Annotated in this window: 13 protein-coding genes; 9 read left to right on the top strand and 4 right to left on the bottom strand. The window is 57.3% G+C overall.

Annotation, left to right across the window (positions count from 1 at the left end):
• Positions 1-37 precede the first annotated feature (37 nt).
• From M0412_RS23830 to M0412_RS23795, 8 genes are all read left to right on the top strand, one after another.
• The gene (locus tag M0412_RS23830) at positions 38-799 is read left to right on the top strand and encodes a transporter substrate-binding domain-containing protein (protein ID WP_142859652.1); all 762 of its coding nucleotides are present in this window, start codon (positions 38-40) and stop codon (positions 797-799) included.
• 62 nt (positions 800-861) lie between these two features.
• Positions 862-1,575: an ABC transporter permease gene (locus M0412_RS23825; protein WP_142859654.1), complete on the top strand. Its 714-nt coding sequence runs from the start codon at positions 862-864 to the stop codon at positions 1,573-1,575.
• Complete coding sequence (locus M0412_RS23820; RefSeq protein ID WP_142859655.1) at positions 1,575-2,300, top strand: ABC transporter permease; 726 nt, start codon at positions 1,575-1,577, stop codon at positions 2,298-2,300. The genes M0412_RS23825 and M0412_RS23820 overlap by 1 nt, the downstream gene beginning before the upstream one ends.
• A gap of 17 nt (positions 2,301-2,317) precedes the next feature.
• A complete protein-coding gene (locus tag M0412_RS23815; protein WP_142859657.1) occupies positions 2,318-3,067 on the top strand; it encodes an amino acid ABC transporter ATP-binding protein in 750 nt (249 codons plus the stop codon).
• Positions 3,068-3,076: 9 nt separating this feature from the next.
• Positions 3,077-3,871 (top strand): NAD(P)-dependent oxidoreductase, encoded by a 795-nt coding sequence (locus tag M0412_RS23810; protein WP_142859659.1) that lies wholly within the window; start codon positions 3,077-3,079, stop codon positions 3,869-3,871.
• Positions 3,872-3,902: 31 nt separating this feature from the next.
• Positions 3,903-5,018, top strand: coding sequence for a mandelate racemase/muconate lactonizing enzyme family protein (locus M0412_RS23805; protein ID WP_269703605.1), 1,116 nt, complete (start codon positions 3,903-3,905; stop codon positions 5,016-5,018).
• The gene (locus M0412_RS23800) at positions 5,015-5,851 is read left to right on the top strand and encodes an HpcH/HpaI aldolase/citrate lyase family protein (protein WP_142859663.1); all 837 of its coding nucleotides are present in this window, start codon (positions 5,015-5,017) and stop codon (positions 5,849-5,851) included. The genes M0412_RS23805 and M0412_RS23800 overlap by 4 nt, the downstream gene beginning before the upstream one ends.
• Before the next feature lie 20 nt (positions 5,852-5,871).
• The gene (locus tag M0412_RS23795; protein WP_142859665.1) at positions 5,872-6,633 is read left to right on the top strand and encodes an alpha/beta fold hydrolase; all 762 of its coding nucleotides are present in this window, start codon (positions 5,872-5,874) and stop codon (positions 6,631-6,633) included.
• Between the two features lie 91 nt (positions 6,634-6,724).
• Here M0412_RS23795 and araD read toward each other — a convergent pair whose 3' ends face one another.
• The 4 genes from araD to M0412_RS23775 form a co-directional block, all read right to left on the bottom strand.
• Positions 6,725-8,455: an L-arabinonate dehydratase gene (gene araD / locus M0412_RS23790; RefSeq protein ID WP_142859667.1), complete on the bottom strand. Its 1,731-nt coding sequence runs from the start codon at positions 8,453-8,455 to the stop codon at positions 6,725-6,727.
• Positions 8,452-9,393: an amidohydrolase gene (locus M0412_RS23785; protein WP_236774489.1), complete on the bottom strand. Its 942-nt coding sequence runs from the start codon at positions 9,391-9,393 to the stop codon at positions 8,452-8,454. Before M0412_RS23785 ends, araD begins: the two co-directional genes overlap by 4 nt.
• Positions 9,377-10,357, bottom strand: a complete 981-nt coding sequence (locus tag M0412_RS23780) for a Gfo/Idh/MocA family protein (RefSeq protein ID WP_142859669.1) — start codon at positions 10,355-10,357, stop codon at positions 9,377-9,379. The genes M0412_RS23785 and M0412_RS23780 overlap by 17 nt, the downstream gene beginning before the upstream one ends.
• A gap of 349 nt (positions 10,358-10,706) precedes the next feature.
• A complete protein-coding gene (locus M0412_RS23775; RefSeq protein ID WP_142859670.1) occupies positions 10,707-11,501 on the bottom strand; it encodes an AraC family transcriptional regulator in 795 nt (264 codons plus the stop codon).
• Between the two features lie 94 nt (positions 11,502-11,595).
• On the opposite strand from M0412_RS23775, the gene M0412_RS23770 reads away from it, so the two are divergent.
• Positions 11,596-12,627: a 1-aminocyclopropane-1-carboxylate deaminase/D-cysteine desulfhydrase gene (locus M0412_RS23770; RefSeq protein WP_142859671.1), complete on the top strand. Its 1,032-nt coding sequence runs from the start codon at positions 11,596-11,598 to the stop codon at positions 12,625-12,627.
• Positions 12,628-12,633 lie beyond the last annotated feature (6 nt).

The following is a 12,633-nucleotide window of genomic DNA, read 5'->3' as shown; positions in this document are numbered from 1 at the left end:
ACCCGCGCCATCCTTAACCTTCCTAAAGGGGAATGACATGAAACTCTCGCTTATCGCTACTGCCAGCGCGCTGGCGCTCACGCTGATTTCTACCGCGCACGCGGAAGACACAATCAAGATCGCCACCGAGGGCGTCTACCCTCCGTTCAACTATGTCGAAGGCGGCAAGCTGACCGGCTTTGACGTCGACATCGCCAACGCGCTCTGCGAAAAGGCGAAGCTCAAGTGCGAGATCGTCACTCAGGAATGGGACGGCATGATCCCCGCTCTTGTCGCGCACAAGTTCGACGCCATTGTCGCTTCGATGAACATCACCGAAGAGCGCAAGAAGAAGATCGACTTCACCGCGAAATACTACGACACGCCTGCGAAGTTCATGGCTCCGAAGGATGCCAAGGTCACCGATATCTCGCCCGCCGCTCTCGCCGGCAAAACGATCGGGGTCCAGGGGTCGACGACGCAGCAGAATTTCCTTGAAGCGAAATACAAAGATTCCACGATCAAGACCTACACAACCGTTGATGATGCAAGCGCCGACCTGGCCGCTGGTCGCCTTGATGTTGTCCTGTCCGACAAGATCCTGCTCGACGAATGGCTCAAGAAGTCGTCGGACGGGTCCTGCTGCGAACTGGTCGGCGACGATCTGCGTGACCCGTTGTTTGGCGCCGGCAAGGGTGTTGGTGTCCGCAAGGAGGATACGGCACTGCGTGAGAAGCTCGATGCCGCGCTGAAGGAAATCCTCGCCGATGGTAGCTACAAGACCATCAATGCGAAGTATTTCCCCTTCTCGATTTATTGAGACCGATCATCCTGGCGCCCGGCCAGCAATGGCCGGGCATTGATCTTTTCGGGAGACGACGGGTGGATCTTCTTCATTTACTTTCATTAGACCCTGAAGGTTGGGGCGGACCGCTGCTCGAAGGGCTTTCGTTGACGATCAGGCTGGCGCTCGCCACGCTTCCGTTCGGACTTCTGCTCGGCTTGGGTCTCGCACTGTTGATCAACGGCAAGCGGAAATGGCTTGCCGGCGCGGCAACTGTCTTTGCGACGACATTTCGCGCGCTGCCGGAATTGCTCACGCTGTTCATCATCTACTACGGCGGCGGAATGGTCCTGCAAAGTGTTTCACAACTGCTGTTCGGTGTCCCTTTTGGAGAATTCAGCGGATTTATCGCTGGTATGATCGCTCTCGGTATCGTTTTCGCCTCCTTCGCCTCCGAGACATTTGTGGCTGCGCTGCGCTCGATTCCGCGTGGGCAGCACGAGGCTGCCGCAGCCCTTGGTCTGTCGCGGTGGCGCACTTTTGCAAGCGTCATCGGCCCGCAGCTCTGGAGGCTTGCCCTCCCCGGCCTGGGCAATCTTTGGTTCGTGCTCCTTAAAGATACGTCATTGGTCTCCATTATCTCGCTTTCGGATCTAATGCGTCAGACTAATCTTGCCGTCGCGAATACCAAGGAACCGCTGTTTTTCTATGCCGTCGCCTGTCTGATCTATCTCGCCGTCTCGATGATTTCGTCGGGCGCCATAGGCCTGCTTGAAGCGCGATCCAATCGCGGGATTGTGGGAGGCCGTTGATGAATTTCGAGCTTTTGTCGAATTACGGTCCGAAAATCCTCTGGGGCCTCGTTGTCACGCTCCAGCTTGTCCTGACCTCAGCGCTTATCGGCGCGGTGTTTGCTCTCCCGCTCGCCATTGTGCGCAACAGCAGCTATGCAATTCCTCGCTATTTGGCCAAGGCCTATATCGTCTTCTTTCGCGGAACCCCGCTGCTCGGGCAGATATTCCTGATCTACTATGGTGCAGGTCAGATCCGTTCTGAACTGACAGCCCTTGGAGTCTGGTGGCTGTTCCGGGATGCGTATTTCTGCGCGCTCTTCGCTTTCACCTTGAACACTATCGCCTACCAGGCTGAAATCCTGCGGGGCGCGCTGAGCTCCCTGCCCCGCGGTCAGCTTGAAGCCGCAAACTCACTTGGCCTCAGCCAAACAACGACGTTCTTCCAGATCCTTCTCCCCCAAGCGATGATCATTGCGTTGCGCCCGCTTGGAAACGAGTTGATCCTTTCGTTGAAGGCTTCGGCCCTCGCAAGCGTTATCACTGTTCCTGAGCTGATGCAGGCCACGAAGCTGGCCTTCTCGCGATCGTTTGATTTCCAGGTCTATATATGGGCCGCTGTTCTCTACCTGATGATGGTGGAAACGATCCGTCGGCTGTGGGGCGTTCTCGAATTGTATCTTACCCGACATCTCCGCCATCGTGTCGCGCCGGCTAGTAAGCCGCCGGTTGTCGTGCAGGCGTGACCAATATGGAGCTTTCGATGGCCGAAAAGTCTGCCAACTGCGCCGTGGAGTTCGACAACGTCTCCAAGTGGTATGGCAACCACCAGGTCCTGACGGACATCAGCCTTCAGGTGAAGGAAGGAGAGAGGATTGTCATCGCGGGGCCTTCGGGATCGGGCAAATCAACGATGATCCGCTGCATCAATCATCTCGAGCAACATCAGAAGGGGCGGATTCTGGTCGAGGGCGTTCAGTTGACCAACGAACGGAAGCAGATTGAAGCCGTTCGCCGGGAGGTCGGAATGGTGTTTCAGCACTTCAACCTGTTCCCACACAAGACGATCCTCGAGAACTGCACCCTGGCGCTCAGGTCGGTGCGGGGCATGTCGCGTTCCGAGGCCAACGATGTGGCGATGGGCTTCCTTGAAAAGGTGAGGATCCCTGAACAGGCTAACAAGTATCCAGGACAACTTTCAGGCGGCCAGCAGCAGCGCGTCGCTATTGCCCGTTCTCTCGCGATGAAGCCGAGAATCATGCTCTTCGATGAGCCGACCTCCGCACTCGACCCGGAAATGATCCGGGAGGTTCTCGACGTCATGGTCAATCTCGCTGAGAGCGGAATGACCATGCTTTGCGTCACCCATGAGATGGGATTTGCACGACAGGTCGCCGATCGTGTGATCTTCATGGCAGATGGAAAGATCGTGGAGACCGCGCGGCCCGCCGCGTTTTTCGACAATCCCAGGGAGGCGCGTACGCGGGCCTTCCTCAGACAGCTCTTGCACTAGGCCAACACCATGAAAACGATCCTGATTACCGGAGCCGCTGGAAATGTCGGCCGACTGATCCGTCCCCTGATGAAGGATAATTATATGCTCAGGGTCACGGGGCGGAATGACTTTGCCACTGAGGTCGGAGAGGAGAAAGTCATCGGTGACCTCACATCCGCGGCGTTCTGCCGGGAGGTCGTGCGAGGTGTCGATGGCGTTGTGCATCTCGCCGGATTGGTCGGGCCCGATGTCGACTTCGAGGATACGCTTGATCCGAACTATCGCGCTGTTCTTTATCTGCTTGAAGCGTGCCGGGCATCGAAAGTGGGCCGGTTCGTTTTCGCCAGCAGTCATCATATTGTTGGTCAGTATCCTTCCGCTCGTCAATATGACCATTCTGTTACGCCCGCGCCCGATGGCTATTATGGTCTGAGCAAAGCCTTTGGCGAAGCTGCCAGCGCAATGTATGCCCAACGCTACGGCATCAAGACCATGCTCCTGCGCATAGGCAATGCTGATCCCAAAGTGGTGGACGGCCGGCGCGAACGGATCTGGACCAGTGGACGGGACATGGTCCAGCTGATCGAGATCGGATTAATGCATCCCGAGATCGGATGTGACGTCGTCTATTCCGTGTCGAACTGCCCGAACGCCGTGTTCGACAACATCCGCGCCGAGCAGCTCGGCTATCGGCCGCAGGATTTCGCCGGTGACCACAGAGCCGAGGAGTTTCGATCGCTATCGGAATTGCCCGCCGAGGCGACGACGAAAGTGGGCGGTTTTTTTGCCGTTAACCCGCTGCCCGCACCGACGCGTGACTAGAGCAAGAGATTAATCACGGGGAGGAATATATATGAAGATCATATCGGCCGAAGTTTTTCTTGTCGAGATACCCTTTGCACTGCGCGGAACGGGGGTCGGCATAATGCCTACCGCCTGGAAGACATTGGAATTTGCTCTTGTGCGATTGGAGGACGAGCTCGGAAATGTCGGGTGGGGTGAAGGCTTTGGCTATTCGCTGATAGACGCCACCAAATCCGTGATCGATCGCTTGATCCTGCCGCTTCTGGTAGGGACGGAGATCGATGACATTCCAGCGTGGAATGCAAAGACGCAGCGCCAGTTACATATGTTCGGGCGTTACGGAGTGACGATCTTCGCGATTTCCGGTGTTGACATCGCTCTATGGGATCTCAAGGCGAAACGAGCCGGAAAGCCGCTTTATCAGCTCCTGGCAGGAGAGCGCCAGGTCCGCCACGAAATTCCCTTCTACGCCAGCCTGGTTCGGTATGCTGAGCACGACCTCGTGGTCGATGCGTCAAAGCAGGTGACGGACGCGGGTTTCAACCGCATCAAACTGCATGAGATCACGCTGCCTGCGATCACCGCATGCCGGAGGACGGTGGGAAATCACACGGATATCTGCGTCGATGTCAATTGTGCTTGGTCGCGCGAATTCATTGAGAACAACCTTGCCGAACTGAAGGCGCTCGCTCTCACGTGGCTGGAAGAGCCGATTTACCCACCTGAGGATTTTTCGGCACTGGCTGCGCTCCGCGGCAAGGGGTTGAATATCGCCGCCGGTGAAAACTGGTGCACAAGCTTCCAGATCGAGCAAGCTTTGAACGCAGGCGCTGTCGATTTTCTGCAGCCGAGCATGACCAAAGTTGGCGGGATTTCCGAGTATCTGAGAATTGTGGATCTGGCAGATGCGGCCAATACGACGCTCATGCCGCATTCCCCATACTTCGGCCCAGGCTTTTATGCCTCGCTACAGGTTGCGGCTGCACGTCCATCGATCACCGCGCTGGAGTACAATTTTGTTCAACCGGAAGCCTGGCTTGCCGACGTAGAGGGTATTCGTAACGGCGACATGATCCGCGTCTCGGACCAACCCGGAATCGGCTTCGAGCCCGATCTGGATGTCGTCAAGAAATACGGTCGAGTATTAGGGAGCCGCTATCAATGAAGGCCAACGCCATCAAAACGATCTGGTCGGAGGGTGGCTGTGTCCTCAACGGCTGGCTTTCAATCGCCAATGCCTTTTCGGCGGAAATTATGGCCGAGCAAGGCTACGACAGTATCGGGATCGACCTGCAGCACGGGATTGTCGACTACCAGGCGGCGGTCTCCATGCTGCAGGCGATGCGAGCAAGCGGCGTCGTCCCGCTTATTCGTGTTCCTTGGCTCGACCCTGCCCTGATCATGAAGGCTCTTGATGCCGGCGCTTACGGCATTGTCTGCCCGATGATCAATTCGCGAGCCGAGGCTGAAAGGCTCGTGTCCTACGTTCGCTATCCACCGAAAGGAGTTCGTAGCTTTGGACCGTCCCGCGCCGCTATCTCGGCGGGCGCCAATTACGGCCAGGAAGCAGACGATCAGGTACTTTGCTTTGCGATGATCGAAACAGCGGAAGCAATGAGAAATCTCGATGAGATCGTCGCGACACCCGGTCTCGACGGTGTCTATATCGGACCTGCCGATCTGACGATCGGGCTCACGGGCATGAAATACCCGACCGGTTTCGATCGGGAAGAACCAGAGTTGATCGAGAACATCAAGCGGATCTTGAGTGCGGCGCACGGCGCCGGGATCAGCGCGGCACTTCATTGCGGAACGCCAACCTATGCAGCCAAAGCTGCAGAATGGGGATTCGACATGGTCACGGTCTCGAACGATGTCAGGTTGTTGGCGGGCGCAGCTGCCGCGAGTGTCAAAACGTTCCGTGATCTGAGGAGCGCATCAAGGTCAACCGGGGCAACCGAGCCCACGAAGCAATCAGGCGGCAAAAGCACATACTGAAACGGGAGAAAAAATCAAAAATGACAGTAAACGTTTCGCCGGCACAGGTTGTCGGGAATGGCACAACTCAGATAATAGCGGTGACCGGATGGATGGGCGATCACCGTCTGTTTGATCCGTTCCTGCCGCTGATCGATAAGCAACGCTACAGCTTCGCGCTTCTGGATGCGCGCGGCTATGGCAGTCGGATTCAGGAAGACGGCCCCTATACTGTCGAGCAGATTGCAGCGGACATTGTCGCCTGCGCCGATCGACTTAGATGGCACCGCTTTCATGTTATTGGACACTCAATGGCCGGGATGTCGGCGCAGCGTCTGGCCATTGATATTCCGGAGAGGCTTCTTTCGGCGATCCTGCTGGCACCTGTGCCAGCTTCGGGTGCAAGGATTGATGACCAGCGCAGGGAGCTTTTGCTGGCCGCGGTGCGCGACCCCGACGCAAGAAAGAAGCTGATCAGTGCAAACACCGGCGGCATCCGATCCGATGACTGGGTCGAAAGGTTGCGCGACACCAGCCTCGCTGGCACCCGTCCCGACGTGCTGGAAGCCTATATGGCATCGTGGACCGGCAAAGGATTTGCCGAAGAAATTCAGAATGCTCGCGTGCCAGTGCGTGTGATCGTCGGCGAGAAGGATCCAGGTGCGGTGCCGGAACGGCTGCGCGAGACGATCGGTTCCTGGTTCCCTGATTTCGAACTCCGCGTGCTGAAGGGATGCGGCCACTATCCCATGTGGGAGGAGCCTGCGATCTTCTCTGAGGCGTTGTTCGAAACGATTGCCTGAGCAGGCCGGCTAATCAAGAATCCTTCGGTTCCGGCGCTCGATGCGCCGGGACTTTTCCCGTTGCGACAGCTGAAGCCGATTGGAACCGCAATCAGAATATCGCGGGCTCATCGGTCGGGCCGCCGTAAGCCGATTCCAGGAAGTCAAAGTCGCAGCCTTTGTCAGCTTGCTGAATGTGCTTCGAGAACATTGCTCCGTACCCTCGGGTAAAACGTGGCGGGAGCGGTTGATATGTGGCGCGGCGGCGAGCGATCTCGTCATCGTCTAGCTCCAGTTTGATCGTCCGGTTGGGGACGTCGATCGAGATCATATCGCCAGTCCTGACAAGGGCCAACGTGCCGCCGATGTATGCTTCCGGCGCCACGTGAAGGATGCATGCTCCATAACTGGTCCCGCTCATCCGCGCATCGGAAATGCGCACCATGTCACGGACACCCTGCTTCACAAGCTTTTTCGGTATTGGAAGCATGCCCCACTCAGGCATGCCTGGCCCGCCTTGAGGTCCCGCATTGCGCAAGATCAGCACGTGATCTGCGGTCACCTCGAGATCATCAGAATCGATGACGGCCTTCATGGCAGGAAAATCATCGAAGACGAGAGCTGGACCGGTGTGCTTGAGATATTGCGGGGAGCAGGCGCTCGGCTTGATGACCGCGCCGTCCTCGGCAAGATTTCCCTTGAGGACCGCCAGCGCGCCCTCGGCGTAGATCGGATTGTCCAGCGGCCGGATGACATCGTCATTGTAGACCTCGGCGCCGGCAATATTCTCACCGATGGTATTGCCGTTGACGGTGCGTTCTTCAAGAAACAGACTGGCCTCCAGACGCTTCATAAGCGCTGGCAGCCCGCCGGCGTAATAGAAGTCCTCCATCAGGTAAGTATCTCCGCTCGGCCGGACATTGGCGATGACGGGGATGATGCGGCTTGCCCGGTCGAAGTCGTTGAGGGTCACATCGTGTCCTGCGCGACGTGCCATGGCGACCAGATGAATCACCGCATTGGTCGAACAGCCCATGGCCATCGAAACCACAATGGCATTGTCGAAGGCGTTGCGGGTCAAGATCTTGGAAGGTGTGAGATCGTCCCAGACCATATCGACGCAGCGGCGCCCGGCTTCGGCACACATGCGGATGTGGTTGACGTCAGCGGCCGGGATAGACGATGCGCCGGGCAACGTCATGCCTATCGATTCGGCGATGGCCGTCATCGTTGACGCCGTACCCATGGTCATGCAGTGGCCATGGCTTCTTGCGATGCCACCCTCGATATCCTGCCAGTCCTTGTCGGTAATGTTCCCGGCACGGCGTTCATCCCAGAACTTCCAGGCATCCGAACCGGAGCCAAGCGTCTTGCCTTTCCAATTGCCGCGGAGCATTGGTCCCGCAGGAACATAGATAGCCGGGACGCCCGCGCTGATCGCTCCCATTATCAATCCGGGCGTGGTTTTGTCACAGCCGCCCATAAGCACCACGCCATCGACTGGATGCGATCGAATAAGCTCTTCGGTATCCATAGCGAGCATGTTTCGATAAAGCATGGTCGTGGGCTTCACGAAGTTTTCTGACAGCGAAAGCGCAGGCAGCTCTATCGGAAAGCCACCAGCCTGAAACACACCCCGCTTGATATCGTCGACCCTGGTCTTGAAGTGGGCGTGGCAGGGGTTGATATCTGACCATGTATTGATGATCGCGATGACAGGCCGCCCGGCCCAGTCTTCCACATCGTAGCCCATCTGCATGATGCGCGATCGATGTCCAAACCCTTTGAGGTCGTCAGGAGCGAACCATCTGGCGCTTCTCAACGTTTCGGGAGCCTTTTTCATGGGACCAATCCATCCGTATCCGAAAAGCCGAACAGCTTTGCCGGATTGTCTACGAGAATGCGCCTGAAGACCTCTTGGTCGTTCAGCTGCGAGGCGAAATTGTCGATTGCTGCCCCGTCATCGATCGGGCGGAAAGGAACGATCCCTTCCGCAGGGATCCCGGTGCCGGCACCTGGATGTGGCCAGTTCGATCCCCAGAGGAGCCTGGAGCTATTGGCGCGAACCAGTGCTCGAACGAGCGGCATAACGTCGTCTTGCGTTGGAGATGACGACACGAGGTAGGGTGCGGAGAGTTTCACATATACATGCCCCGCTGCGACAAGATCGAGCAAGACGTCGAAGCCGGGCTGCTCGATACCTTCACCAGCGTTCGCGCGGCCAAAGTGATCGATCACCAAAGGCGTCGGTGCCTGTCTGAAATCGTTCTCCAACGCAGCCACGATCTTGAGCTCGGTGAAGATCTGGACATGCCACCCAAGAGGTTCCGCGATTTCAATCGCTTGATAGAGTTGCTTTCGAATCCTGTCGAGATCTGCGGCCGCGGCGGCCGCCAGATTGAGCCTCATACCTACAACGCCGCCATGTGCCAGGTCTTGAAGGTCGCGCGAAGGCGTCTCGTTATCCACCACTGCGATCGCTCGCGCACCGGGGCCGATCTTGGCAACTGCGTCGAGTGTGCACCGATTGTCGGTTCCATAGATACTCGGCTGGACAATAACAACGCGATCGAAGCTCAAGGCGCGTTGATGAGCTGCCAAAGCTTCGACGGGCGCCGGCGGCGGCGTGTAGGAACGGCCGTTCCACATCGGAAACTCGGCATCATTTCCGAAGACATGGACGTGACAGTCGCAAGCACCCCGGGGGACATTGCTAATAATTTCGCTGTGGGCGACGCCGAGAACCGGATCTTTCGTCATCGGATCAGTTTTCTTGCGCATGATTGGCCCACCATTGCGACTGTTGATCCTCGATGTCCTGAAGAAGACGCATAGCCGGAAGGACAGATCGACCGGTGACGCGAGGGGCTCTCCCCTCTCGAACTGCGTTGATAAAATCCCGACTGACCTGAGCATTGTTGTCCTGTTCGGACAGAACGGAATGCTCTTGCCCGCCAACTGACATAAATCCCTTTAAGATATCCAGGCGGTAAGAATCCCTATCAGTCACCGCGAAAACATCAAAGATCCTCTCGCGTGAGTAATAGGATCCCGTGCACACGATCGATTGATGCTCATCCGTTTCGACGATTGCAGCCAGTTCCATCGGAATACCCGTTTGAGGAAGCGGTGGCGGCATTATCGAGAAAGACCGCGAAATCCGGCTGGCGGCGGCTTCGGGATCGCCACCACCGCAAAGCCACAGTCCGACATCGACCAGATGGGCGCCGTGGTGCCAGAGGAGGTTGTCTGTCCAGGTTCTTCGAAGACCGGTTGAGCCGATATTTTCAAGGCGGTGGAGAAACAGCCGCGAGTGAACGTGGCGGATTCTTTCGGTGCCCTCAGCAACCCTTCTGCAGAGTTCAATATGCTCGCTTCGAAAACGCATGGGGTGCACGACGCCGAGTGCCAGTCCTTTTTGTTCAGCCTTGGCAACAACCGCTTCGGCGTCTTTGTAGTTCATGGCGAGCGGGATCTCTACGAGCACATGTTTTCCCGCGTCGAGCGCTTCAATAGCCATGGCGGCATGCGTTGCGCTCGGCCCTGCAATAATGACCACGTCGATATCAGAGGCGAGCGCTTCCGCGTAGTCCACGGTCCACTTTCGATAGCCAAACGTCTGCGCAAACTCCGCGGTGTCATCGGGTTCGCGCCCGACCAACGTATGGAGCACGCAATCCTCCTCCTTCAGGCTGTCGGAGTGCCACGTGCCCATCATGCCATGGCCAACCATACAAACCTTCATGGACACCCCTCGCGCTATCGACCTGCAATATATTGGAATATTGAAATATTGCTTATAGATGAGTCAAGTAGCCCACCGTCGAAAGAACAAGGCGAAATGTAAGATGCGAAAGAGAGGTGACGAAGCGGGTGCGGCTAAAGCGTTCGAGATCCGGTTCGAAGCAAGTGTCCCCGTCTTAGTTCAACTGACGATAAAGGCGACCGATATCATCCGCCGTCGAAGTAGGTCGTAAGCTTCTCCATCTGTCCATTGACCAGCATGACGAATGCACGAACCAGCGCCTTGTTCGGTTCGTTGATCGAGATGAAAAGCTACGGTCGACCCATCGATCATTGTGTCACCGCTGGCGTTAGGGACAGTCGGCGTGTCCTGCAGCCAGTTGAGCGCGGTATACGCTGGGTGTGCAGCCCTTGGCCGCAGTGAACATGGTGATGAAGGCCGACGGCGTACGGTAACCCAGAGCCTCTGATATTACGCGAACCGAACGGCCTTCTGACAGCATAGCAACAGCGCGTGACAGCCGCAGTTGCTGCCGCCAATCCTGAAACGTCATGCCCAGATCACGAAGGCATCTGCGCGCCAGGGTCCGCTCGGTGGCATTCACATGGCGCGCCCAGTCGGAAAGCGACCTCCTGTCGCCGGGATCGCAGATCAGGGCTTCGAGGACCAGCGACAGGAAACGATCTTCTGACAACGGAAGGAAATCGTCGCTTGCAGTCCCTTCACTCAACTGGTCGAGCAGCACGCGAAGGAGGCGCTCGTTCTGGGGCCTTCCAACATCAAAGCCTCCTCGCCTGCGCAATTCCTGGAATATAGCGTCGGCAATCGGACTGACCGAGATAGCCGTGGCAACTGTTGGCAGATTTTCACATAAGCTAGGGTCGACATCGATGAGGGCATAGGATGTTCCGGGCACGGCCCAGGCAAGATGCTCCGTCGCCTTGGGCAACCACAAACCGTAGTCAGGCGGCGCGGCGTATCTCCTTCCCTCCACCTTCAGCTCGATTGCTCCGGCATAGGCATACACGAACTGGCCCCATGGATGGCGCTCCATTGCGAAGGTCGTGACTTCGGATATTTCGACAAGCCTGGCGACGACGTCGCCCAGATCCAGGTCGGCACATTTGCAAAGTGAACGGGTCATAGCGCTTTTGTCCGATTGCAATGATCCAGTGTCCGGATTTCGATATCCGCTTTGCACTATAGACCATTGTGAAACTGCGCGACAGGAGGATTACATGTCTGCTTTGCATGCCCTTGAACAGGTTCCACGCCTCGATCTGCGGGGCTTCGTTTCTCCGGTCCAATATCTGGAGCGATTTAGTGCCGCCATCGGCGCCGAGGTCTGGTGCAAGCGCGATGACATCGGCTCAGTCGGGCTTGCCGGAAACAAGGTTCGTAAACTCGAAGTCGAACTGGCCCACGCGCTCTCTCAGGGGGCGACACATCTCGTGGCCGAAGGCTCACGTCTTTCCAACGCAACCCGCGCTGTGGCGGCGGCGAGCGCCGCGCTCGGGCTGAAATGCACCTTGGTGCTTTGCCATGACGATCCCAAACAACCCGTCGGCAACCTCATGCTCGACGGATTGTTGGGCGCCGAGCTCAGGTTCGTTGGAGATATCGATTGGCATGAACTCTCCAGGAGGGCGGCTGGCGTCGTCGAGGAGTTGGAGCGTTCTGGTGAGCGCGTCTACCGGTTACCGATAGGATGTGCGTCGGAGCGAAGCTGCCTCGGCTTTGCCATCGGATTCAACGAGCTCCGCGACCAGATGATCAAAGCCGGACGCCCGGCCGGAACCATCGTGCATGCCAGTTCGTCGGGGGGCACCCATGCGGGCCTGGTCCTTGGCAATGCGCTTCATGGATCTGAGTGGAATATTCGCGGGATCGTCGTCGCAGGGGAGGTTTACCCTGACGTCGTTGGGCAATATCTTGCTTTTGCGCGCGGCGGAGCAGACCTTATTGGCGCCCATTACGAACTTCGGCGAGAGGATATCAAGCTCACAGAGAAATATCTTGGTGAAGGGTACGGCCGTCCGTCGCCCCGTGTCTACGACGCGATCGATCTATTAGCAACCACAGAAGGGATACTCACCGACCCGGTTTACAGTGGGAAGGCGATTGCCGCCATCGTGGATCTTGCGTCGAGAAACGAACTGAAGGGGCCGATCGTGTTCTGGCATACCGGCGGATACCATGCGCTGTTCGATCCACATTACGCGAGGAATGTTTGGTCATCGGTCAATCGGTTGGCGCAGATAGAGTTGTAGCGCCGG

Origin of the sequence: Agrobacterium sp. O3.4, from assembly GCF_041414895.1 — a bacterium.
GTDB classification, from domain to species: Bacteria; Pseudomonadota; Alphaproteobacteria; order Rhizobiales; family Rhizobiaceae; genus Agrobacterium; species Agrobacterium cucumeris.
The sequence above is the reverse complement of the archived record's forward strand: the minus strand, read 5'-3'. Positions and strand labels throughout refer to the sequence as shown.